Origin of the sequence: Silvimonas sp. (assembly GCF_031291215.1) — a bacterium.
In the GTDB taxonomy this organism is placed as follows: Bacteria; Pseudomonadota; Gammaproteobacteria; order Burkholderiales; family Chitinibacteraceae; genus Silvimonas; species Silvimonas soli.
On the sequence record NZ_JARLJK010000059.1, the window covers coordinates 111,756 to 134,594 of the forward strand.

At 56.9% G+C, this 22,839-nt stretch carries 19 protein-coding genes and 1 tRNA gene; 15 read left to right on the top strand and 5 right to left on the bottom strand.

Going from position 1 to position 22,839, the window contains the following annotated elements:
* Positions 1-277 precede the first annotated feature (277 nt).
* The 4 genes from grpE (at position 278) to P4L78_RS05125 (ending at position 5,395) form a co-directional block, all read left to right on the top strand.
* Positions 278-820: a nucleotide exchange factor GrpE gene (gene grpE / locus P4L78_RS05110; RefSeq protein ID WP_283148309.1), complete on the top strand. Its 543-nt coding sequence runs from the start codon at positions 278-280 to the stop codon at positions 818-820.
* A gap of 171 nt (positions 821-991) precedes the next feature.
* Positions 992-2,926, top strand: a complete 1,935-nt coding sequence (dnaK, locus tag P4L78_RS05115) for a molecular chaperone DnaK (protein ID WP_283148310.1) — start codon at positions 992-994, stop codon at positions 2,924-2,926.
* A gap of 81 nt (positions 2,927-3,007) precedes the next feature.
* Positions 3,008-4,147: a molecular chaperone DnaJ gene (gene dnaJ / locus P4L78_RS05120; RefSeq protein WP_283148311.1), complete on the top strand. Its 1,140-nt coding sequence runs from the start codon at positions 3,008-3,010 to the stop codon at positions 4,145-4,147.
* 174 nt (positions 4,148-4,321) lie between these two features.
* Positions 4,322-5,395, top strand: coding sequence for a Gfo/Idh/MocA family oxidoreductase (locus tag P4L78_RS05125; protein ID WP_309327151.1), 1,074 nt, complete (start codon positions 4,322-4,324; stop codon positions 5,393-5,395).
* A gap of 92 nt (positions 5,396-5,487) precedes the next feature.
* Here the strand turns inward: P4L78_RS05125 and P4L78_RS05130 are convergent, their stop codons facing one another.
* Both P4L78_RS05130 and P4L78_RS05135 read right to left on the bottom strand, forming a co-directional pair.
* Positions 5,488-5,847, bottom strand: a complete 360-nt coding sequence (locus tag P4L78_RS05130; RefSeq protein ID WP_309327153.1) for a 5-carboxymethyl-2-hydroxymuconate Delta-isomerase — start codon at positions 5,845-5,847, stop codon at positions 5,488-5,490.
* 131 nt (positions 5,848-5,978) lie between these two features.
* Complete coding sequence (locus tag P4L78_RS05135; protein ID WP_309327154.1) at positions 5,979-8,495, bottom strand: family 20 glycosylhydrolase; 2,517 nt, start codon at positions 8,493-8,495, stop codon at positions 5,979-5,981.
* Between the two features lie 586 nt (positions 8,496-9,081).
* Here P4L78_RS05135 and purL point away from each other — a divergent pair.
* Both purL and P4L78_RS05145 read left to right on the top strand, forming a co-directional pair.
* Entirely contained in the window at positions 9,082-13,029 is a 3,948-nt protein-coding gene (gene purL / locus P4L78_RS05140) for a phosphoribosylformylglycinamidine synthase (protein WP_309327155.1), read from the top strand.
* Between the two features lie 172 nt (positions 13,030-13,201).
* Positions 13,202-13,507, top strand: coding sequence for a DUF962 domain-containing protein (locus P4L78_RS05145; protein WP_283148316.1), 306 nt, complete (start codon positions 13,202-13,204; stop codon positions 13,505-13,507).
* A gap of 33 nt (positions 13,508-13,540) precedes the next feature.
* Here the strand turns inward: P4L78_RS05145 and P4L78_RS05150 are convergent, their stop codons facing one another.
* Positions 13,541-14,470 carry an ankyrin repeat domain-containing protein gene (locus P4L78_RS05150; RefSeq protein ID WP_283148317.1) on the bottom strand — a complete coding sequence of 310 codons (930 nt, stop codon included), beginning with the start codon at positions 14,468-14,470 and terminating at the stop codon, positions 13,541-13,543.
* A 161-nt stretch (positions 14,471-14,631) separates the two neighbouring features.
* On the opposite strand from P4L78_RS05150, the gene P4L78_RS05155 reads away from it, so the two are divergent.
* Positions 14,632-14,716: transfer RNA gene (locus P4L78_RS05155), tRNA-Leu, on the top strand.
* A gap of 61 nt (positions 14,717-14,777) precedes the next feature.
* Here the strand turns inward: P4L78_RS05155 and P4L78_RS05160 are convergent.
* Together P4L78_RS05160 and P4L78_RS05165 are read right to left on the bottom strand one after the other, a co-directional pair.
* On the bottom strand, positions 14,778-15,491 hold the full coding sequence (locus P4L78_RS05160) for an SAM-dependent methyltransferase (RefSeq protein ID WP_309327156.1): 714 nt from the start codon (positions 15,489-15,491) through the stop codon (positions 14,778-14,780).
* Positions 15,488-16,087 (bottom strand): Maf family nucleotide pyrophosphatase, encoded by a 600-nt coding sequence (locus P4L78_RS05165; protein ID WP_283148319.1) that lies wholly within the window; start codon positions 16,085-16,087, stop codon positions 15,488-15,490. The genes P4L78_RS05160 and P4L78_RS05165 overlap by 4 nt, the downstream gene beginning before the upstream one ends.
* A gap of 60 nt (positions 16,088-16,147) precedes the next feature.
* Between P4L78_RS05165 and P4L78_RS05170 the strand changes: the two genes are divergently transcribed.
* From P4L78_RS05170 to fabF, 8 genes are all read left to right on the top strand, one after another.
* On the top strand, positions 16,148-16,672 hold the full coding sequence (locus tag P4L78_RS05170) for a DUF177 domain-containing protein (protein WP_283148320.1): 525 nt from the start codon (positions 16,148-16,150) through the stop codon (positions 16,670-16,672).
* 84 nt (positions 16,673-16,756) lie between these two features.
* Positions 16,757-16,936, top strand: coding sequence for a 50S ribosomal protein L32 (gene rpmF, locus P4L78_RS05175; RefSeq protein WP_283148321.1), 180 nt, complete (start codon positions 16,757-16,759; stop codon positions 16,934-16,936).
* Positions 16,937-17,043: 107 nt separating this feature from the next.
* The gene (gene plsX, locus P4L78_RS05180; protein WP_283148322.1) at positions 17,044-18,108 is read left to right on the top strand and encodes a phosphate acyltransferase PlsX; all 1,065 of its coding nucleotides are present in this window, start codon (positions 17,044-17,046) and stop codon (positions 18,106-18,108) included.
* Positions 18,109-18,126: 18 nt separating this feature from the next.
* The gene (locus P4L78_RS05185) at positions 18,127-19,107 is read left to right on the top strand and encodes a beta-ketoacyl-ACP synthase III (protein ID WP_283148323.1); all 981 of its coding nucleotides are present in this window, start codon (positions 18,127-18,129) and stop codon (positions 19,105-19,107) included.
* Positions 19,108-19,212: 105 nt separating this feature from the next.
* Positions 19,213-20,139 (top strand): ACP S-malonyltransferase, encoded by a 927-nt coding sequence (fabD, locus tag P4L78_RS05190; RefSeq protein ID WP_309327157.1) that lies wholly within the window; start codon positions 19,213-19,215, stop codon positions 20,137-20,139.
* Between the two features lie 43 nt (positions 20,140-20,182).
* Positions 20,183-20,926 (top strand): 3-oxoacyl-ACP reductase FabG, encoded by a 744-nt coding sequence (fabG, locus tag P4L78_RS05195; RefSeq protein WP_283148325.1) that lies wholly within the window; start codon positions 20,183-20,185, stop codon positions 20,924-20,926.
* A gap of 170 nt (positions 20,927-21,096) precedes the next feature.
* Complete coding sequence (gene acpP, locus P4L78_RS05200; protein WP_184099651.1) at positions 21,097-21,336, top strand: acyl carrier protein; 240 nt, start codon at positions 21,097-21,099, stop codon at positions 21,334-21,336.
* Between the two features lie 201 nt (positions 21,337-21,537).
* Complete coding sequence (fabF, locus tag P4L78_RS05205; protein WP_283148326.1) at positions 21,538-22,779, top strand: beta-ketoacyl-ACP synthase II; 1,242 nt, start codon at positions 21,538-21,540, stop codon at positions 22,777-22,779.
* The last annotated feature ends 60 nt before the right edge of the window (positions 22,780-22,839 follow it).

Sequence of the window (22,839 nt, forward strand, 5' to 3'; positions counted from 1 at the left end):
ATATGGATTGTCTACGCGCACCAGCCTGGTTAATCTCTGCCCGCCCCGGATTGCTGGCTCATACCAATCTGAATGTTTTCGAATGTTTTTTTCCGGGCGGCAAACTGGACGAAACCACGACAAGGCCGCTGCGATATGGCGTTCTTGCGAGGCTTTCGTCCGGTTTGAGAAAATTCTGGCCAGGTTAATTGCTCAGGAAAACCGGCCGCCCGGATGAATACCCTTGAAATGGGTGGGGTCATCCCCATTTCTCGCTGCATCGTTATGGAGGTTTGCAATGTCAGGTGAAAATCAAAATCAACCGAATCCGGAAAATCTGCAGGAAGTAGAAGCAGGCGCCGCCACCGAAGCTGCACAAGATGGCGCGCAACTGGACACCAATCTGGCCGAGTTGCTGGCCGAGCTGGATAAAGCCCGTCAGGACGTGCTGTACGTGCGTGCCGAAGCCGAGAACATCCGTCGTCGTGCCGCCGAAGAAAACGAAAAAACCCGCAAGTTTGCGATTGAGCGTTTCGCCCGCGAACTGTTGGCGGTGAAAGATTCGCTGGAAATGGCGATGGCCGATCAGTCTGGCTCGTTTGAAGGCTTGAAGGTCGGCGTTGATCTGACCAACAAGCAACTGATTGCGGCGTTTGAAAAGGTTGATCTGCAAGAGATCAACCCGCTGGGCGAAAAGCTCGACCCGAACAAGCATCAGGCCATTTCGGTGGCACCGTCGGACGTTGAGGCGAACACCGTGGTGCAAGTCATGCAAAAGGGCTATGAGTTGTCTGGCCGCGTGATCCGCCCGGCCATGGTCGTGGTGTCCGCTCCGAAATAAACAATGATCAGGTGGTAATGCGGGGCGCATGGATTGCCGGGAGCAAAAATGGTTCCCTGGTGTTTCTCTTGAAAACGCCGTGTACATCCCCACATCTGCATCAAGGTTATTTATATTGGCTGCCATCGCCCGGTGCGGTGGCACTACAAAAGCATTGAAAGGATTACGAATATGGCAAAAATCATTGGTATTGACCTGGGTACGACGAACTCGTGTGTGGCTGTGATCGAAAACGGTCAGCCTAAAGTGATCGAAAACGCAGAAGGCGCACGCACTACGCCTTCGATCATCGCTTATCAAGAAGATGGCGAGACCCTGGTTGGCGCACCGGCCAAACGTCAGGCCGTAACCAACCCGCGCAATACGCTGTACGCAGTGAAGCGTCTGATTGGCCGCAAGTTCGGCGAGAAAGAAGTTCAGAAAGACATCGACCTGATGCCTTATTCCATCGTCAAGGCCGACAATGGCGACGCATGGGTTGAAGTACGTGGCAACAAAATGGCACCGCCGCAAATCTCGGCCGACGTGCTGCGCAAGATGAAGAAAACCGCCGAAGACTATCTGGGCGAAGAAGTGACAGAAGCCGTGATTACCGTACCGGCCTACTTCAACGACAGCCAGCGCCAAGCCACCAAAGATGCGGGCCGCATTGCCGGTCTAGATGTAAAGCGCATCATCAACGAGCCGACCGCTGCTGCTTTGGCCTTTGGACTGGACAAGAACGAAAAGGGCGATCGCAAGATTGCCGTATATGACCTGGGCGGCGGTACGTTCGATATCTCGATCATCGAAATTGCAGATGTCGATGGCGACAAGCAGTTTGAAGTGCTGGCCACCAACGGCGACACGTTCCTGGGCGGTGAAGACTTCGACCAACGCATCATTGATTACATCATTGGTGAGTTCCAGAAAGACACCGGCATCAATCTGAAGCAAGACGTGATGGCGCTGCAACGCCTGAAAGAAGCGGCAGAAAAAGCCAAGATCGAACTCTCGTCCACTGCGCAGACTGAAATCAACCTGCCGTACGTGACCATGGATGCAACTGGTCCGAAGCACTTGACGCTGAAAATCACCCGCGCCAAGTTCGAAAGCCTGGTTGATGACCTGATCGAGCGTTCGATTGAGCCTTGCCGCGTGGCACTGAAAGATGCCGGTCTGAAAATCACCGACATCGACGACGTGATCCTGGTCGGCGGCCAAACCCGTATGCCCAAGGTGCTGGACAAGGTTAAAGAGTTCTTCGGCAAAGACCCACGTCGTGACGTGAACCCGGACGAAGCCGTTGCTGTTGGCGCTGCGATTCAGGGCGCCGTGTTGTCGGGCGATCGTAAAGACGTGCTGCTGCTGGATGTGTCGCCGCTGTCGCTGGGCATTGAAACCCTGGGTAGCGTGATGACCAAGCTGATCCAGAAGAACACCACGATTCCGACCAAGGCATCGCAAGTGTTCTCGACTGCCGATGATAATCAGAGCGCCGTGACCATTCATGTGCTGCAAGGCGAGCGCGAAATGGCGTCGGCCAACAAGAGCCTGGGCCAGTTCAACCTGGAAGGTATCCCGTCGGCACCGCGTGGCACGCCACAAATTGAAGTGATTTTTGATATCGACGCCAACGGCATCTTGCATGTGTCCGCCAAGGACAAGGCCACCGGCAAAGAAAACAAGATCACCATCAAGGCGAACTCGGGTCTGTCGGAAGACGAAATCCAGCAAATGGTGAAAGATGCTGAAGCCCACGCTGAAGAAGACAAGAAGGTGCGTGAACTGGTTGATGCCAAGAACAGCGCCGACGGCCTGATTCACCAGGTGAAGAAATCGCTGACCGACTTTGGTGACAAGGTTTCGGCTGAAGAAAAGACCGCAATCGAAGCTGCGATCAAGGATCTGGAAGAAGTCATCAAGGGCGACGACAAAGAAGCCATTGATGCCAAGTCCAACACCTTGATGCAAGCCAGCCACAAACTGGCCGAGCAAATGTACGCGGCACAAGGTGGTGACGCCGGTGCAGCGGGCGCGGCTGGTGCAGGCGCGCAAGCCGATGCCGGTAAAGACGACGGCAACGTGGTCGATGCTGAATACACCGAAGTGAAAGACAACAAGTAAGTCGCGGCTGAGATAAACCGCATCGGGGCACGGCGTCGTTGAATCGGCGTCCGTGCCTTTCTTGTTTAGCGAGAGAAAGCAATGTCAAAAAAAGATTTTTACGAATCATTGGGTGTCAATCGCGATGCTTCGGACGATGACATCAAAAAGGCTTATCGCAAACTCGCGATGAAATACCATCCGGACCGTAATCCGGACAGCAAAGAATCCGAAGAAAAGTTCAAGGAAATCAAAGAGGCGTACGAAATCCTCTCTGACGGGCAGAAGCGCGCAGCGTATGACCAATACGGTCACGCCGGTGTAGATCCGCAAGCCGGTATGGGCGGTGGTGGTGGCTTTGGCGGCGGCGGTTTTGCTGATGCGTTCTCGGATATCTTTGGCGATATCTTCGGTGGTGGCCAGGGCGGCGGCGGGCGTGGTGGTCGCAGCAATGTGTATCGCGGTTCTGACCTGCGCTACAACATGGAAATCACGCTGGAAGAAGCGGCTCGCGGTGTTGAGCGGCAGATCAAGATTCCGGCACACGACGAATGCGATGTCTGTCGCGGTTCCGGCGCCAAGCCAGGTACTGAAGCCAAGACCTGCCACACGTGTAATGGCCAGGGCCAGGTGCGCGTATCGCAAGGCTTCTTCTCGATCCAGCAAACCTGCCCGACATGCCACGGCAGCGGCAAGTACATTCCGGACCCATGCCGCAACTGTCATGGCACCGGCCGCGTGCAGACCACCAAGACGCTAGCGGTGAAGATTCCGTCCGGCGTGGATGAGGGCGACCGCATCCGTTTGACTGGCGAAGGCGAGCCGGGCGTTAACGGCGGCCCGCATGGTGATTTGTATGTGGTGATCCACATCAAGGCACACAGCGTATTCGAGCGTGAAGGCAACGATCTGCATTGCGAAATGCCGATCAGCATCTCTGCGGCAGCCTTGGGTGGCGAGATCGAGATTCCGACACTGGATGGCAAGGCGCGGATTTCGATCCCGGCCGGTACGCAATCCGGTCAGGTATTCCGTTTGCGCGGCAAGGGCATCAAGGGCGTGCGTAGCTCGGTGCAGGGCGATTTGATGTGCCACGTCATGCTGGAAACCCCGGTGAATTTGACGCCACGCCAGAAAGAACTGATGCGTGAATTCGAGCAGATCAGCCAAGGCGAACCGGCCAAGCATAATCCGCGTGCCAAGTCGTTTATGGACAAGGTGAAGGATTTCTTCGGCGGTTGATTGCGCCCGAAGTGAGATATTCAGCACGATGAAAACCCGCCCATGTGGCGGGTTTTTTTATGCGATGGCGATGCCTCTAAATATTGCCTGGCCATTTTTTCGGACGGCCAGCGGTGGGCTGCGCGCAGGCATGATAGAAAGAAGAATCTTCACCTGAGATTGGCGGGAGTTCACATGCAGATCGGCTTGATTGGTTTGGGGGCAGTGGTCGAAACGGCGTACTTGCCAGCGCTGCAGCGCTCCGGCATGCCTGACTTGCAGTGTTATGGTTTTGATATTGATCAGCTGCGCCAGCCGGGTGGCGTGATGCGCTGTGCCAGCCTGGCGGACTTGCTGGCAAAACCGCTGGATATGGTGTTCGTCACCACTTCATCTACCCAGCATCTGGCGGCGCTGGAGCAAGCCCTCGCTTCGCCGGTTCAGCGCATTGTGGTTGAAAAACCGGTGGTGGCCAGCCTCGCGCAAATGGCACATCTCAAAACATTGCTGGCGCAAACCAACACCGCCCCCCGCGTGCTGGCGCTGGATCACTGGATGGCGCGCAGCAGTGCTTTGCCGGCCACCGGTACTGACTCATCAGGCTGGATATCCGCAGACATTTCATCGTCAATCAAACCACAGCTGCGGCTGGCTGACGTGACGCATATCGAAGGCTTTTTGCAAGAGCCCAGCGGGTTCAATGACCAAGGTGAATCCATCGCGCTGAACTTCGCCACCGGCGCGCCCGACACTCGCCAGCTACGCCACCCGGATGGCGTGATTCTGGATACGGGCACGCATGTGCTGGCGCTGCTGCGTGAGATCGTGAGCCAGCTCGGTGGTGATGACAGTCTGGAGTTGCGACTGGTTGCCGCTCAGGATCGCCTTGGCCAGCCAATCGAGCGTGGCGATACCCAGACTGCCGAAGGCTCCGCTCATCTGCAGGGGCAAATCAGCGGCATACCGCTCGATATCTGGCTGGATAAGTACGCTGGCCCGCAGGGTGGGCAAAAAGGGTGGCGTATTCATTTACGCGATGGCCGCATCGTCAGTCTGGATCGGCGCGGTAATGCGGATGTGGTGGAATTGCAGGATGGCGGGCTAGTGACCAGTTGGCAGCGGCCTGGTCCGATTTATGACCACTGCCTGCGCGCCTTGCTCACGGACGATGGCAAGTTGTTCGCTCAAGCCGCGGTGATGACGCGCCGCCGGATGGCGGAGGTTGAGGCGTTGTTGCAGTTGCAGCAAGGCTTGCGCGGGCCGCATTGAATCGGACCACTGATCTCGTTTCCCGGATTTTCGCGAGCAGCTAAATCCGGACTCCTGTGCTTGCACGTTGCGTGCACATACGCTGGTGAGCATCAACCGGCAAAATAAAACGCCGGATCAATCGGCACGATCTCGACCCGCAGCTGGCAAGCTTCGGCATCAAATTTGTCGCGGAAAGTCTTTTTGAGCTCTTCCAGTAACGCTTGTCCCAATTCTTTCTTCAGTGCTTCGCTGCGTGTCGTCATGGTGGCGACGATGACGTGTACGAAGGACTTATCCGGCGCCTCGTTCAAACCCACCTGAAACTGATCCAGCCGGATCACGCGCCCCTTCACGTCATTCATGGCAAACTGGCCGGTCGCGGCAAATGCGCCATGCAGGCGGCTCAGTAATTCGGTGGGAACAAACTGGTCCGTCAGATTGGCGGTGTATTGCAGGGTGAGATTAGGCATGAGAGTGACTTGGCAGGAGATCGATATGGGCATCGTAGCTTGAAGGTGTAGCTCGCGCCAAGATGCGATACCGGAAAAGAAAAACCCCGCATTGCGCGGGGTTTCTGTTGCAGCTGCAAACCTCAGGCCGGTTATACATCCACGCTTACTGTACGGCTCTTGCGGTTGGTGTGGCTGAAGCTGGCGAGCTTGACCGTGCCCTTGGCCGCGATGGCGCCGCTGTAAACCGCCGAGCTTGCATCTGGCTCGCTGCCGTCGGTGGTGTAGCGGACGGTGAGGCCCGGCGCGCTGATGTTGGCCAGCAGCTTGCCGCCTTCCACAATCGCGCCCGGCAACGGGATGCGATAACCGTAGCCGCCGAGGAAGCCATCCAGCCGTGGCAGCTCGCGCTGACCCAGGCGGTTGGCGAACTCGTTCCAGTCGGTAGCCATTTTGGCGTTGCGCTGGTCGGCATCGGCGATAAAGGTCCAGCCCGGATCTTGTGCCCAGGCACGTTCCGCCAAGGCGATGATGCGTGGGCAAGTCAGATATTCCACACGACCCGGATTGCGGGCGTTTTCACCCCAGACCTGACCTTGAATACCCAGCACGTTCTGCACGCCGGTTTCGGTCAGGCGCGCCATTTTATCCAGCGCGGCGCGGTCCAGCGGGTGGCCAAACAGGTTCACCGTAGCGGTGGTGTAGATATCCAGCGGGCAAAACCAGAATGGCTTGCGCGTCTCGATAAAACCGCCCCAGTAATAGCCAGGCTCTGCCGGGTCTTTGGCGTAGGCCAGGTCAAAGTACAAGTCGGTGACGTTGGAGAGCACGACCTTGTAACCGGCATTGGCCAGTTGATAGGCGATATCTTCCTGGCCCCAGCCCCAGACGTTGTTCCAGATGTATGGGCGGAAGTTGGCGTCTTTGAACTTGGGATTCGGTGCCAGTTTGTGGCTGCCGTCCGGTTGGTGTTCTTTGATCAGCGCGATTTCTTCCCAGCCTGCAACCGCCAGGTTGTGGCGCGTGAGGATGTCGCGGAAGCGGCTCAGGAAGTAATCCTGCAGTTCCTGGATGGTCTTCATGCCCTTGTCGGCCATGAATGCCTGGCAAATCGGCGAGCCTTCCCAAGCGCCGTGCGGAATCTCGTCGCCGCCGGTATGCAGCGCTTTGAATGGCGCGCCCGCTTCGATAAACATGGCTTCGATATCCGACACCACGGTTTCGATAAAGCGATAGCACGATTCTTTGGCAATGCAGATGACGTTGTCGTTCCACAACTGCACGGATTCGTATTTGGACTGATCGTCAAAATCCGCCAGCAAATATTCTTCGGCTTCGTTGACGCGACCTTCAGCCAGCAGGCGCGTGTAACGCACATTCATGGCTTTGATGGCAGCGCGGGCATGGCCAGGCACGTCGAACTCAGGGATGACTTCGATATGGCGTTCGGTGGCAAAGCGCAGAATTTCGATAAAGTCAGCGCGAGTGTAATAGCCGGTGCCGTGCGAACCTTCGACTTCGGCGCCAGAGCCGAAACATGGCACCAGATTGTCGGTTTCATCCAGCGTGAAGCCGCGCTTGGAGCCAATCTCGGTCAGTTCCGGCAGCGTCGGGATTTCCACGCGCCAGCCTTCATCGTCGGTGACGTGAAAGTGGAACTTGTTGAGCTTGTACAGCGCCATCACTTCCAGCAAACGCAGCACGGTGGTTTTGCTGGAGAAGTTGCGGCCCACGTCCAGATGCATGCCGCGATAGGCAAAGCGTGGGGCGTCGGTGACTTTCACCGCAGCGACGGCTAGCGTTGGCTGCTCGTTCAGCCACGCAGCTACGGGCAGCAACTGGCGCAGACTCTGAATGCCGTTGAACACGCCATGTGCGGTCACGCCGGTAATGCTGATGCCAGCAGCGGTAACTTCCAGTTCGTAGGCTTCGTCGCTATTGCCGGTGGCATGCGGGAGAGTCACTTTGCCCAGTTGCAGCACAATGCCTTTGCCTTGCGCTGCGCGGGCCGGGGTGACTCCCAGATCGGCCAGGCTTTGCTGCAGGAATGCGGCTTCTGACGTCAGTTCAGCAGAGTGCACGATCAATGTTTGTGCATCGATCACAAACTGGCCGTGGCCGCTGACTTGCGCCTGTGGAGTAGGAGTGATCTGGCCAACTTGCGCAGCAGGCAGCAGGCTCAAGTCTTTGTTGTCGGCGTAGCGGGTGGCGGCGGTAACGGGTTCTACCTTGTCGCTCAGGCTACGGTTGCGCTGTTCCGGGCTGGTGAACGGAACGATTTCCGGATCGCCAATCGCCTGGGCGGTTGCGGCCGGAGTGCCATCGTCATAAACCACGTAAAAGCCCAGCGGCGCGTCGGTTTCCTGGATCACCCAGAACATGCCTTTGTAGCCAATCTTGCGCGATTCGCCTGCGGCCAGGGCACCAAACTCAGCGGTCGGCACCAGCTTCCACAGGTCACCGTTGATCTGGCTGATGGCGACGCCACCACCCACTGAATCTGGATGAATCTTGCGGCAGGTATTGAAGTACAGCGCCCAGTCGCTCCCGGAGAGCGGCGTGGCGGAATGGTTGGTGAGGGTAAGCTCAGCTAGAAAGTTGTCGCCCTCATGATGGTTGGTAATGCATTCCCATTTGAGTTTGAGCTGTGCGCCTGTGGGTCGGGTCATGTTTCGTCTCCTCGACGGTTCCATTGAGGGGGTGTTTGGTTTTTGCTTTTATGGTTTGCGCAGCATAGGCGTTTTGCCCGATCGGTTGTGCAGCACCGGGCAATACCGGCAAAGAACTGTAAGCCAGTTGCTGTCTACGTAGTATGCCTTACAGCTGAAAAACCGGCATTTCACGGGTTTTTGGGGCTGACAGAGATACCACATGCGGGTTTTGTGACAGTGAATACGCGGTCTGGCGGACTGTCGGGGCGGCGGGAAGGGTAATTTTTGGGTATCATTACGCCTTTGTTTACTCTGGCAAATCAGAGTAGGGCCGGTTAACGCTTATTACGCGACTGCGCTGGGTCAGAAAAAGGCCAGGCACAAGACGTAGGAGGCAGGCAATAACCGGTTATTGCCAAGAAGTACAACACAGTGAATGGCCTTTTTCTGGCCCAGCCCTTCGGGTTTGGGGTGTTTCGGGCGGATCGCCGTGCCGCGAAATGCTTGTGGTGTGCACACCACAGCACATTTCGCGGCCCAACGCGCCATCCCGAACTGCCCCAAACGCAGTTGTGTAATAAGTGTTAACAGGCCCTAAACCCACATGGCAGATGTCCTCAAGCTGCGCGGCGGTGCTGCGCTCTCCACGTTCCGTGTCGAAAAACTCCAGGCTGCGTTGGTCGAGCAAGGTATAACGGCGGACATTTACGCCGAATACTGGCACTTCGCCGAAGTAAGCTCAGCGCTGAACGATACTGAGAAATCCACGCTGGAACGGGTGCTGCATTATGGCGATCCGGCCACGCCAGCCAAGGCGGTCGGCGCACTGCTGCTGGTGTTGCCGCGTCTGGGCACCATCTCGCCATGGTCCTCCAAAGCATCGGATATCCTGCACCATACTGGGCTGGAAAAAATCTCCCGCATCGAGCGCGGGATTGCGGTGTACGCCAGTAAAAACGGCCAGCCGTTGTCCACTGGCGAAAAGAACCTGCTGCTGCCACTGATTCATGACCGCATGACCGAACAAGTGTTCGAGACGCTGGATGCCGGCAACGAATTGTTCCGCCATTTCGAACCCAAGCCGTTTATGAGTGTGGATATCCTCGGCGGTGGGCGCGATGCGCTGGACAAAGCCAATATCGAATTCGGCTTTGCCATGTCGGCCGATGAAATCGATTACCTGGTCGAGAGCTACCAGAAACTCAAGCGCAATCCGACCGATGCCGAACTGACCATGTTCGCGCAGGCCAACTCGGAACACTGCCGCCACAAAATTTTCAATGCCGAGTTCATCATTGATGGCGAGAAGCAATCGCACTCGCTATTCGGCATGATCCGCGAAACCCACAAAGCGCACCCGGAAGGCACCGTCGTTGCCTACAACGACAACTCTTCGGTAATCGAAGGCGCTGAAATTGGTCGCTTCTTCCCGCAGCCGGGTAGTGCCGAATACAGTTACGACCAGCAGTCCACCCATATTCTGATGAAGGTGGAAACCCACAATCACCCCACCGCAATCTCGCCTTTCCCCGGCGCAGCAACCGGCTCGGGCGGTGAAATTCGTGACGAGGGCGCTACTGGTCGCGGCTCCAAGCCCAAGGCCGGTTTGTCGGGCTTTACCGTTTCCAACCTGAATATCCCCGGCGCCATCCAGCCGTGGGAAGGTGAGCAATACGGCAAGCCGGAGCGCATTGCCTCGCCGCTGCAAATCATGATCGAAGGCCCGATTGGTGCCGCTGCGTTCAACAATGAATTCGGTCGTCCCAACCTGGCGGGTTACTTCCGTACGTTTGAAGAAAACTGGCAAGGCGAGCGCCGCGGTTACCACAAGCCGATCATGCTGGCGGGCGGCTTGGGCAATATCTCGGCCATCCACATTGGTAAGAACGACATCCCGGACGGCAGCTTGCTGATCCAGTTGGGTGGCCCTGGCATGTTGATCGGCATGGGCGGCGGTGCAGCCAGCTCGATGGCGACGGGTGCCAACGCGGCTGATCTGGACTTTGACTCGGTACAACGTGGCAATCCTGAAATCCAGCGTCGCGCGCAAGAAGTGATCGACCGCTGTTGGCAACTCGGTGAAAACAACCCGGTGTTGTCGATCCATGACGTGGGCGCTGGTGGTATCTCTAACGCCTTCCCGGAACTGGTCGATGGTTCTGACCGCGGCGCGGTGTTTGATCTGCGCAAGGTGCCGGTTGAAGAAAGCGGCATGGCGCCGCGGGAAATCTGGTCGAACGAATCGCAAGAACGTTACGTGCTGGCGATTGCTCCGGAAAGCCTGTTGGCCTTTGAAGCCATGTGCGAACGCGAGCGTTGCCCGTTTGCCGTGGTTGGCCGCGCGACTGCCGAGAAGAAACTGGTAGTGGCCGATGCGCACTTTGGCAACGACCCGGTCGATATGCCGATGGACGTGTTGCTGGGCAAGCCGCCCAAGATGACACGTGACGTGAAGCGCGTCGCAGTGCAAGGCCAGTTGTTCGACTCTTCCATCCTTGAACTGAAAGAAGCCACTTACCGCGTGCTGCGTCTGCCGACCGTGGCGAATAAGTCGTTCCTGATCACCATTGGCGATCGTTCCGTTGGCGGCATGACCGCGCGTGACCAGATGGTCGGCCCGTGGCAAACCCCGGTTGCCGACGTTGCCGTTACCGCCATGGGTTACAACACCGTGCTGGGCGAAGCCATGAGCATGGGCGAGCGCACGCCGCTGGCGCTGCTGTCGGGCCCGGCATCTGGCCGCATGGCCGTGGGCGAGGCACTGACCAACCTGGCTGCTGCACCAATCGCCAAGCTGGGCGACGTGAAGCTCTCCGCCAACTGGATGGCCGCTGCTGGGCACACTGGTGAAGACGCCAATCTGTACGACACCGTGAAAGCGGTTGGTATGGATCTGTGCCGCGATCTGGGTATCAGCATTCCGGTGGGTAAAGATTCGTTGTCGATGAAGACGGTGTGGCAAGACGATGGGGCGAAGAAAGAAGTGATCTCGCCGCTGTCGCTGATCATCTCCGCCTTTGCGCCGGTCACTGACGTGCGCAAGACGCTTACTCCGCAACTGAAGACCGAACTCGAAAGCGACCTGATCCTGGTCGATCTGGGCGATGGCAAGTGTCGCCTGGGTGGTTCGGCGCTGGCACAGGTGTACAACCAGGTTGGCCAGTGGGCGCCGGATGTGGTCAGCACCGAACGGCTCAAGGCATTCTTCGAGACCGTGCAAAAGCTGAACGACGAAGGTCGCATTCTGGCTTATCACGATCGTTCCGATGGCGGCCTGATCACCACGGTGGCGGAAATGATGTTTGCCAGCCACGTTGGCGTGACGCTGGAAATCGACGAAGCCTGTATCGAACGTCGTCGCCGTGCGCGTGAAGAAGACGAACAAACACCGGAAAGCATCGCTCGCGAAGAAAATGGTCGGGTGATGGGCGTGTTGTTCAACGAAGAGCTGGGCGCCGTGCTGCAAGTGAAGCGCAGCGACACCGCCGCCGTGATCGCCGCTTTCAGCAATGTCGGCATTCGTAGTGAACTGCACGTGGTCGGCACGCTCAATAATGACGATCGCTTGAAGATCAAAAAACGCAATCGTCTCGTGCTGGATGAATCGCGCGTTGAATTGCAAAAAGCCTGGTCCGAAACCAGCTACCAGATTCAGCGTCTGCGCGATAACCCGGTGGGTGCCGATTCGGAATTCGCCCGCATCGGCGACAAGCAAGACAAGGGGCTGTTCGCCAAGTTGAGCTTTGAACCGGCACAAGACATTGCCGCGCCGTTTATCTCCACTGGCGTGCGCCCGGCGATTGCCGTGCTGCGTGAACAGGGCGTGAATGGCCAGGTGGAAATGGCTGCAGCGTTTGACCGCGCTGGCTTCAAGTCAGTTGACGTGCATATGAGCGACGTCATCTCTGGCCGTATCTCGCTGGCAGACTTCCAGGGTATCGCCGCTTGCGGTGGCTTCTCTTACGGCGACGTACTGGGCGCCGGTGAGGGTTGGGCCAAGAGCATTCTGTTCAACGCTCGGGCGCGCGAAGAGTTTGAAGCGTTCTTCAATCGCGCTGATACCTTCGGCTTGGGCGTGTGTAACGGCTGCCAGATGATGGCCAATCTGTCCGGCATCATTCCGGGTGCCGAAGCGTGGCCGAAGTTCACGCGTAATCGTTCCGAGCAATTTGAAGCACGACTGGTGATGGCTGAGCTGACTGACTCACCGTCGCTGTTCTTCGGTGGCATGGCCGGTTCGCAAATTCCGGTGGTGGTCTCGCACGGCGAAGGCTTCGCGAACTACAGCCAGCAAGGCGATATCGGCAAGTCGATTGTGGCAATGCGTTATGTCGATAGCCATGGCAAGCCGACCGAGGTTTATCCGCTCAACCCGAACGGCAGCCCGCAAGGCATTGCAGGCGTTACCACCGCTAACGGTCGCTTCAGTATCATGATGCCGCACCCGGAACGCGTATACCGCACGCTGCAGATGTCGTGGCATCCGGCCGGTTGGGGTGAAGATAGCCCGTGGATGCGCATGTTCCGCAACGCGCGCCAGTGGCTGGGTTAAGCGCTCAGGATTGAGGTTTGCTGATGAGAGAAGAGGCGCACTACGGTGTGCCTCTTTTTATTTGCGGGTGGTGATCACAACGCTCACCTTGGCTGTCATGCTGCGGTGCATATTGAATCCGAGCGCCGGGCGCGGTATCAATCGGCTATGTCGTTTGCCGCCGGAGCCATTGATGTCTTCCCGCTATCCCGATTTTGCTTCGTTCTACCCGTTTTATCTGAGTGAACATCGCAACACGGTATGCCGCCGTCTGCATTTTGCCGGATCGCTGGGCGTGTTGTTTTGTCTGGCCATGTTGCTAAGCGGGCATGGCTGGGGTTGGCTGCTGGCGGGATTGGCGAGCGGCTACGGTTGCGCATGGATCGGTCATTTCTTCTTCGAGCATAACCGGCCCGCTACTTTCAGTTATCCACTCTACAGTTTTATGGGTGACTGGGCGATGTTCCGGGATATCTGCCGGGGACGGATCCGGTTGTAGCGCCGCCGCGCCGCCGCTTGCTTTGTCGTCAACTTAGCCGCGCTGGCGTTGTCGCTGCCTGGCTTGCAGACTGGCGCCCAGGTTGAGCAGTCCGGCGAGCGCTTTGTTGCCACTATTCAAGGCCAATGAAAGCGGCGTGGTGCCATCCATATGGCGGGCGGTGGCGTCGGCGCCCAGATCCAGTAACGCAACGCTGGTTTGCAGATGGCCATTTGCCACCGCCTTGTGTAGCGCCGTCCAGCCTTCTTTGGTGGAGGTATTGATAATCGCGCCTGCGCCGATCAATTGCCTGACCACGCGTTCGTGCCCACAACTGGCCGCCTGGATCAGCGGGGTAAATCCTTGATTGCTCTCGCTGTTGACGTTGACGCTGCGATCGAGCAGTAACTGGATAACTTCTTCATGCCCGTTGAGCGATGCCCAATGCAAGGGGCTGTAGCCGTCACGGTCTCTTACATGAATGTCTGCGCCATGCTTGATCAGCACGAGCGCCATTTCGCTGTTGCCTTCAAAGCAGGCGCGGATCAGCGGCGTCCAGCCAACGTCGTCAATACCGTTAACCTCAACGCCTGCGCCGATAAACAGCAACACGGCGGCTGTATTGCCCTGCGTAATGGCGCGCTGGAAATCCCGTGGCGTTGCCTGAAAGCCAAGTTCTCGCAGTTGGCTCTCGACTTCTTCGCGCACGTGCTCCCAGATGTCGTGGGTGGCGGTTTCTTGTTGATTCATGATCTGGTCATGAGCAAACGCCACAGACATCAGTTCCGCCCCGATATCGGGTGGAAAGCCCTGACGATCATGCCGGTCCATGATCAAGAGATCGTCAAAATAAGCCTGCATGCCCGGTGTGCCCCACAACTCGACGATCCGGTTGAGGATGCGTGGAAACTGTTCGGCCAGTTTCTCCGGGTAGCGATTTTCAAAATTCCAGGCGGCGAGTTTCTCGCGTAGCGGGTCGGTCATGCTCGGGTCTAGGGGTTCGCAATTACTGGATTGGATAAGTTAACATTTTTGACCATGGCCGTGATTTTTGCTTGGTACGCGCCGCGTGTGCCCGGTTGCTGGACAAGTGCATGGCTTGTCGCTAGAATGCCGCCTCTTGCTTCCCGCTGGGGATGCACAGAGCCGACATGGTGGAATTGGTAGACACGCTATCTTGAGGGGGTAGTGACTGCGGTCGTGAGAGTTCGAGTCTCTCTGTCGGCACCAGAATATGGAACAAAAAGCCCGTAGCGTTTGCTGCGGGCTTTTTGTTTTTCAGCGCGACCGATTATCCGGCATACAGCACAAACACGGTGGGGCGCTTATGCAGGTCAGGCGCGTCCTCTCGCTTCCACTGCGCAATTTCGCGGGTGGCGGTCAGCTCGTTGGCGGTGGTCAGATCACGCGCTACCGTGAGCAGGGTTTGCGGGCGGCAGGCGGCCAGCAGGCTGTCGAATAGCGCGCCGTTGCGGTAAGGCGTTTCGATAAAGATTTCGGCCTGCTTGAGCTTGAGCGAATCCTGTTCCAGCTTGCGGATCGCCTCAATGCGGGCGGTGGCATCGGCGGGCAGATAACCGTTGAAGCGAAACTTCTGGCCATTGGCGCCGCTGGCCATCAAGGCCAGCAAAATGGACGACGGGCCCACCAGCGGCGCGACCTTGATGCCGCGAGTATGAGCAAGCCGGACCAGATTGGCGCCGGGGTCTGCCACACCAGGGCAGCCAGCTTCAGACATCAGGCCCACGTCATGACCGGCCAGCAACGGTTCCAGTAGCGTAGAGAGTTCTTTCTCCTGCGTGTGCTCGTTGAGTTCGGCCATCCACATACTGCGCAGTTCATGTGGCGTACCAAACCATTTGAGCATCGCCCGCGCGGTTTTGGGGGCTTCGACGATGAAGTGGGTCAGTTGCCGCGCCGTGGACTGCACGTCTGGCGGAATGACCGACGTGAGGGAGTCTTCACCCAGTGGTACCGGGATCAAATAGAGCGTTCCGGAATTCATACAACCTCTACACCGGCCTCTTGCAGCAAGCTGCATAAGGCAATCAATGGCAGGCCGATCAGAGCGGTGGGGTCGGTGGACTCAACTGCGGCGATCATCGCGATTCCCAGGCTTTCGACTTTGGCGCTACCAGCGCAGTCGTAGGGTTGATCGCGGCGCAGATAGTGTTCAATCTGCGCGTCGTTGTAATTTCGCAATGTGACGCGGGTAATGTCGGTAGCAGTGCGGGTCTGGCCGGTGCGGGTGTCGTGTAGCGCCAGGGCCGTGTGAAACTCTACAGTGCGACCACGCATCAGGCTTAACTGGGCAACCGCACGCTCGTGATTGCCGGGTTTGCCCAGTTGCTCACCGTCCAGTAGCGCGACCTGGTCAGAGCCAATCAGCAATGCATCGGCAAATTGGGTGCCGAGTGCTTGCGCTTTGGCAATCGCCAGTCGCAAGCTGGTTTGCGCGGCTGTTTCGGCTCGTAATGGCGTTTCATCGACATGGGGTGCGGCCGTTTCAAACGGTACTCCCAAGCGTGCCAGCAGTTCGCGGCGATAAACGGATGTGGAAGCCAGTACCAATTGTCTGGCTGGAAGGGCTTGTTTTTGCATAGGAAATTCTTGTGGTCTGGCTTAAAAAGCCTTTGACAGAAAGGTGTGGCAGATTATATCATGCGCGGTTTCTTAGCTCCGACGGCCTTGGCCATGAAAGTGATCGATAGCGCAGAATTCGCGCTTGAGCAGCGGGAACTCTCCGGCGCCATAGCATTATCAAGCATGGCGCGATTGCACGATCAGCTCGCAGACCAGACTGGTGTTGTGGACTGGGAACTGCAAGGTGGGGTCGACAAGCTCGAGCGTCCCTGGTTGAGTCTGGTGGTAAAAGGCAATTTGCGACTGGTTTGCCAGCGCTGCCTCAAGCCAATGGATTGGCCATTTGCCTCTGAAACCTTGCTGACGCAGTTCACTGATGAAGCAAAGCTCGACGAAGCTGAAGAGCAAGATGAAGAGCTGGAAGGAATTCTGGTCGATCCGGCGCTGGATGTAGAAGCGCTGGTCGAAGAAGAAGTCCTGCTTGCGGTGCCGTTTTCGCCTATGCATGAAACATGCGGCGGTGTGGATGGTGTAACCGAGGCAGGCAAGAAAGTGAATCCGTTTGCTGTCCTGGCTGGTTTGAAAACCAGGAAAGCGGAATAACGGACGAGACCGCAAGCCGGATGTGCTTTCAGAGTCGTCCGTTGAATTGTTAAATACATAACTGGTTTTCAAGGAGTACCCAACATGGCTGTTCAACAGAATAAAAAATCCCCGTCCAAGCGCGGCATGCATCGCGCACACGACTTCCTGACTGCACCTGCTCTGGCTGTTGAAGCCACCACTGGTGAAGTTCACCTGCGCCACCACATCAGCCCGAACGGTTTCTACAAGGGCCGTCGTGTGATCAAGGCTAAGGGCGAATAATTCGCTTCGGGTGAAAACCCTTTATAACCATATGGTTATGACAACGGCGCAAGCGGGGATTCCTGCTTGCGCCGTTCGCCATTCTGGATAAGCGACTCGCAAAGCTGATGGATATTACTGTTGCTGTCGACGCTATGGGCGGTGACCATGGCACGCACGTCACTGTGCCCGCGGTGCTCCGGTTCCTGGACGATCACCCGGATGTGAACGTGGTGCTGGTTGGTGTTGCCGATGCCATTGAGGCCGAACTGAAAGTTCGCCGCCGTACGGTGGGCCCGCGCTTGCGCATCCAGGCCGCCACGGAAGTGGTCACTATGGACGAATCTCCGCAATCGGCATTGAAGAACAAGAAAGATTCTTCCATGCGGGTAGCGATTAATCTGGTGAAATCCGGTGGTGCCAATGCCTGTGTTTCGGCAGGCAATACTGGCGCGCTGATGGCTACCGCACGCTTTGTGCTCAAGACGATCAAAGGTATTGATCGCCCGGCCATTGCCAAAATGCTGCCTACGCGCAAAAACACCTACACCTGTGTGCTGGATTTGGGGGCGAACGTTGATTGCACCCCGCAGCACCTGGTTCAGTTCGCCATTATGGGCGCGATGCTGGTTGAAGCCACGCGCCAGAAAGGGCGTCCGTTGGTTGGGCTGCTCAATATTGGTGAAGAAGAAATCAAAGGCAACGAGGTGGTCAAAGAGGCCGCCGAGCTGTTACGCCGTTCCAACCTGAATTTTCACGGTAATGTGGAAGGCAACGATATTTACACTGGTGCGGTCGACGTTATTGTCTGCGACGGCTTCACCGGTAATGTGGCACTGAAAACATCGGAAGGTCTGGCCAAGATGATCGCCGAGCAGCTGCGCGAAGAATTCTTGCGTAACTGGTGGTCTCGTTTGCTGGCCGGACTGGCATGGCCGGTCTTGTCCCGCTTCAAAAAACGCGTTGATCCACGTCGTTATAACGGCGCATCGCTGCTGGGTTTAAATGGCATTGTGGTAAAAAGCCATGGCGGCGCTGATCGTATGGCGTTCTACTGGGCGCTGTCTCAGGCCGTGGAAGAAGCCCGTGCCGGTGTGACGCAACGCATTGCTGAACAAGTACAGCAAGAGCTTGAATTGCTGGCTGCGCGGCCCGACGTGTCGGAAGTGATTCCAGATGCGCCCGCTGCCTGATCGAAGCTAGCAGCCAATATGCACTTGCCAGGAGAAAAACTCATGTATTCGCGCATTGCCGGCACAGGTTCATACCTGCCGGCCAAAACGCTGACCAATCACGAACTGGCGCAAAAAGTTGAGACCAGCGATGAATGGATTGTTTCGCGCACCGGTATTCGCGAACGTCGCATTGCTGCAGAAGGCGAGACTACCTCTGACTTGGCACTCAAAGCGGTAGAACGCGCGCTTGAAGCGGCTGGTGTGACGCGGGAAGAAGTCGATCTGCTGATCGTCGCTACCACCACGCCAGACAGCGTGTTTCCGTCGACTGCATGTATTTTGCAAGACAAGCTGGGCGTGCACGGCTTTCCCGCATTTGATGTTCAGGCGGTTTGTTCCGGCTTCATTTACGCGCTGGCCACTGCCGACAAGTTTGTGCAGACGGGCGCTGCCAAGTGCGCCGTAGTTGTTGGCGCAGAAACGCTCTCGAATATCGTTGACTGGAATGATCGCGGCACCTGCATCCTGTTTGGCGATGGCGCCGGTGCGGTTGTGCTCCAGGCCAGCGAAGAACCCGGTATTTTGCAGACCAAACTCAAGGCGGACGGTCGTTATCGTTCGATCCTGAAAACCGACGCGCGGATGCAGCAGGGACAGATCGCTGGTAATCCATATATTTATATGGAAGGCAATGCGGTGTTCAAATTTGCTGTGCGTGCACTGGCTGATATCGCTCATGAAACGCTCGAAGCCGCTGGCATGCAGGCCACAGATATAGATTGGCTGGTGCCGCATCAAGCCAACCTGCGCATTATCGAATCCACCGCCAAGCATCTGCATCTGTCGATGGATCAGGTCATTGTGACGGTAGAACGCCATGGCAACACCTCGGCGGCATCGATTCCGCTGGCGCTGGATGAAGGTATCCGCTCCGGATCGATCAAGCGAGGACAGACGCTGATGCTCGAAGGCATCGGCGGCGGTTTTGCCTGGGGCTCCGCGCTGATCAAGTACTAAGCAAAACGGCGCAAAATGCGCCGTTTGTTTTTTCAAACGCTCATTTGAATTAGTCAGGCCAGACTGCCACAATTCTGAGTCTAGCCTGAAGCAAGGAGAACTCGCATGAAGCTGGCATTTGTATTTCCTGGCCAGGGCTCGCAAGCCGTGGGCATGATGAACGCCTGGGCCGATGTTCCGGTCGTGAAAGCCACTTTTGATGAAGCGTCTGGCATATTGGGCCAGGACCTCTGGCAAATGGTTGTTGATGGCCCGGCTGAAACGTTGAATGCCACCATTAATACCCAGCCGGTCATGCTGACCGCTGGCGTTGCTGTGTGGCGCGCATGGCTGGCATCAGGTGGCCGCGTGCCGGACGTGCTGGCTGGCCATAGCTTGGGTGAATACTCGGCTCTGGTCGCTGCTGAAGCAATTTCGTTTGGCGATGCCTTGCAATTGGTGCGTTTGCGCGCCGAAGCCATGCAGGCCGCTGTGCCAGCAGGTGAGGGCGCCATGGCTGCCGTACTGGGGCTGGATGATGCCGCGATCATTGAAGCTTGCGCCGAAGCAGCGCAAGGTGACGTGGTGCAGGCCGTCAACTTCAATTCCCCAGGCCAGGTAGTAATCGCCGGTTCGAAGGCTGCGGTTGAACGCGCATGTGAGGTCTGCAAGGCCAAGGGCGCCAAACGCGCCATGTTGCTGCCGGTTTCGGTGCCTTCGCATTGCGATCTGATGCAACCTGCAGCAGAACAACTCAAAGCCAGGCTCAATACGCTGGCTTTGGCAACACCAAAAATTCCAGTCATCCACAATGCTGATGTAACGTCATACTCCGATATTGCGCAGATCAAAGATGCGTTGGTTCGGCAGTTGTACAAACCGGTGCGTTGGGTTGAGACTGTCCAGTCCATATCGGCAGATGGCGTCACGGTGTTTGCCGAATGTGGTCCAGGCAAGGTGCTGGCAGGTCTTGGCAAGCGGATTGCCAGCGATGGTCAGCAATTTGCGCTGACCGATCCGGCTGCGTTCGACGCACTGCGCACTGCGCTATAAATTACAAAGAATTCAAAGAAAACGAATCAGGAAGGGCCCAATCATGAGTCTGGAAGGCAAAATTGCACTGGTAACCGGCGCTTCGCGCGGGATCGGCAAGGCGATTGCACTGGAACTGGCACAGCAAGGTGCTACGGTGCTGGGTACTGCAACATCAGATAGCGGCGCAGAAGCGATTACCGCATATCTGAAAGAAGCCGGTGCCAAAGGTCAGGGCTTGCGTTTGCAGGTGACAGAAGACGGCGCGTGCGAGGCATTGGTATCGCAAATCGAAAAAGAATTTGGCGCAATTACAATCCTGGTCAACAATGCGGGCATTACTCGCGATAACCTGTTGATGCGCATGAAGGATGACGAGTGGGATGCCATTATGGCAACCAACTTGAAGCCGGTATATCAGCTTTCAAAAGCCGTTATTCGTGGCATGATGAAGGCGCGCTGGGGCCGTATTGTAAATATCGCTTCGGTAGTCGGTGCCACGGGTAACCCGGGGCAGACCAACTATTCGGCGGCCAAAGCGGCGTTGTTTGGCTTTACCAAATCGCTGGCGCGCGAGATCGGCAGCCGCGGTGTAACCGTCAATGCGGTGGCGCCGGGGTTTATCGATACAGACATGACCAAGGTTTTGCCGGAGGAACAAAAGGCAAAACTGGTAGAAAGCATTGCTCTGGGTCGCTTGGGTGATCCCCAGGATATCGCAGATGCTGTAGCATTCCTTGCCAGCGACAAAGCTGGCTACGTCACGGGCAATACACTGCACGTGAACGGCGGGATGTACATGAATTGATTCTTGCCGGAGCGCATCGGTTTGACGTGCGATCCGGAGAATATAAGTAGTTTTCAACCGTATAGCGTGTGCATTTTCATCAAATACCTCCGGATGCGCTTGGCGTAGCCCGTTTTTTTGGTAGAATGCGGACGCTTTTTTCCGAATCTTAGAAAGGCTTGGCTAAACCCATGGAAAACATCGAACAGCGCGTGAAGAAAATCGTTGCTGAGCAACTTGGCGTACCGGAAACCGACGTCAAAATCGAATCGTCCTTCGTGAACGATCTCGGCGCCGACTCCCTCGACACCGTTGAGCTGGTGATGGCACTCGAAGAAGAATTCGAATGCGAGATCCCGGACGAAGAAGCTGAGAAGATCACCACTGTTCAGCAAGCGATTGACTACGTCAGCGCCCACCTGAGCAAGTAATCGTTCCGATTCGTCTCCGCAGCCGCTTTGGTGGTTGTGGTTAGAGCGGTGCGCAAGACCAACGCCTGCGTCAATGCTTTTCGACCTGTCTTTAAAGGTTCAGCCTGTGCGGACCATTAGAAACAAACGAAATGTATCGATCGCGGGCGCTGCGCCATTGCCGCCGCTCTTGTTACATCCGGTTCACTCTCGGAGATTACCGTGTCCAAACGTAGAGTAGTCGTTACCGGTCTCGGTCATGTGTCGCCTGTGGGCAACGACGTGGCAACGGGCTGGGCGAATCTTCTCGCCGGCAAGTCCGGCATCGGCAAGATCACCCGTTTTGATGCAAGCGAGTACGCTTGCCAGATCGCCGGTGAAGTCAAAGAATTCGATATCGGCCAGTATATTTCGGCTAAAGATGCCCGCCGGATGGATTTGTTCATCCACTTTGGTATCGCAGCCGCTTTCCAGGCCATTGCCGACTCCGGCATTGAAGACTTGGCTGGTCTGGATAAAACCCGCGTCGGCGTGAACATCGGCTCCGGTATTGGCGGTTTGCCGCTGATTGAAGAAACCGGTGCAACCTTGCTGGCCGGTGGCCCCCGCAAGATTGGCCCGTTCTTCATTCCCGGTTCGCTGGTTAACCTGATTGCCGGTCATGTCTCGATCTACAAAGGCTTTCAAGGCCCGACCTACGGTATCGTTTCGGCATGTACCACTGGCGCGCATTGTATTGGCGACGCTGCCCGCATGATCCAGTACGGCGATGCCGACGTCATGGTGGCTGGCGGTGCTGAAGGCGCGGTAACCGGTCTGGGTATTGGTGGCTTTGCTGCGATGAAAGCGTTGTCGACCCGCAATGACGATCCGGCTACCTCGTCTCGTCCGTGGGACAAGGGCCGTGATGGCTTTGTCATGGGTGAGGGCGCTGGTGTACTGGTGCTGGAAGAGTACGATCACGCGGTCAAACGCGGCGCGAAGATCTACGCCGAGCTGGTTGGTTTCGGCATGAGTTCCGATGCGCACCACATCACCGCACCGAGCGCAGAAGGCCCGGCGCGTGGCGTGACCAATGCGTTGCGTGATGCCAGGATCAATCTGGATGAAGTCGATTATGTGAATGCACATGGCACGTCGACTCCGCTGGGTGATGCCAACGAAACCCAGGCGCTCAAGATGGCGTTTGGCGATCACGCTGCCAAACTGGCTGTTAACTCGACTAAATCCATGACCGGCCACTTGTTGGGCGGCGCGGGTGGTGTTGAGGCTGTGTATTCGGTCCTGGCACTGCATCACCAGATTTCGCCACCGACCATCAACCTGTTCGATCAGGATTTTGAAGCCGGTTGCGATCTGGATTACGTGGCCAACACCGCACGCGAAATGAATATCCGCGTGGCTATTTCCAACTCGTTTGGTTTTGGTGGCACCAATGGCACGCTGGTGTTCAAGCGCGTGTAATTGAGTGATCACTCCGAAGAAGGGCTGCGTTGATGCAGCCCTTTTTCTTTTCAGCGACAT

Bases quoted from the DNA above. Each gene is read 5' to 3' on its own strand.
- P4L78_RS05165 (WP_283148319.1), bottom strand. From the start codon at position 16,087: ATGCAAAAACAAGCCCTTCCAGCCAGACAATTGGTACTGGCTTCCACA.
- P4L78_RS05135 (WP_309327154.1), bottom strand. From the start codon at position 8,495: ATGACCCGACCCACAGGCGCACAGCTCAAACTCAAATGGGAATGCATT.
- P4L78_RS05125 (WP_309327151.1), top strand. From the start codon at position 4,322: ATGCAGATCGGCTTGATTGGTTTGGGGGCAGTGGTCGAAACGGCGTAC.
- P4L78_RS05160 (WP_309327156.1), bottom strand. From the start codon at position 15,491: ATGAATTCCGGAACGCTCTATTTGATCCCGGTACCACTGGGTGAAGAC.
- P4L78_RS05170 (WP_283148320.1), top strand. From the start codon at position 16,148: ATGCGCGGTTTCTTAGCTCCGACGGCCTTGGCCATGAAAGTGATCGAT.
- plsX (WP_283148322.1), top strand. From the start codon at position 17,044: ATGGATATTACTGTTGCTGTCGACGCTATGGGCGGTGACCATGGCACG.
- dnaJ (WP_283148311.1), top strand. From the start codon at position 3,008: ATGTCAAAAAAAGATTTTTACGAATCATTGGGTGTCAATCGCGATGCT.
- fabG (WP_283148325.1), top strand. From the start codon at position 20,183: ATGAGTCTGGAAGGCAAAATTGCACTGGTAACCGGCGCTTCGCGCGGG.
- P4L78_RS05150 (WP_283148317.1), bottom strand. From the start codon at position 14,470: ATGACCGACCCGCTACGCGAGAAACTCGCCGCCTGGAATTTTGAAAAT.
- rpmF (WP_283148321.1), top strand. From the start codon at position 16,757: ATGGCTGTTCAACAGAATAAAAAATCCCCGTCCAAGCGCGGCATGCAT.
- P4L78_RS05145 (WP_283148316.1), top strand. From the start codon at position 13,202: ATGTCTTCCCGCTATCCCGATTTTGCTTCGTTCTACCCGTTTTATCTG.
- dnaK (WP_283148310.1), top strand. From the start codon at position 992: ATGGCAAAAATCATTGGTATTGACCTGGGTACGACGAACTCGTGTGTG.
- purL (WP_309327155.1), top strand. From the start codon at position 9,082: ATGGCAGATGTCCTCAAGCTGCGCGGCGGTGCTGCGCTCTCCACGTTC.
- fabD (WP_309327157.1), top strand. From the start codon at position 19,213: ATGAAGCTGGCATTTGTATTTCCTGGCCAGGGCTCGCAAGCCGTGGGC.
- acpP (WP_184099651.1), top strand. From the start codon at position 21,097: ATGGAAAACATCGAACAGCGCGTGAAGAAAATCGTTGCTGAGCAACTT.
- P4L78_RS05130 (WP_309327153.1), bottom strand. From the start codon at position 5,847: ATGCCTAATCTCACCCTGCAATACACCGCCAATCTGACGGACCAGTTT.
- P4L78_RS05185 (WP_283148323.1), top strand. From the start codon at position 18,127: ATGCACTTGCCAGGAGAAAAACTCATGTATTCGCGCATTGCCGGCACA.
- grpE (WP_283148309.1), top strand. From the start codon at position 278: ATGTCAGGTGAAAATCAAAATCAACCGAATCCGGAAAATCTGCAGGAA.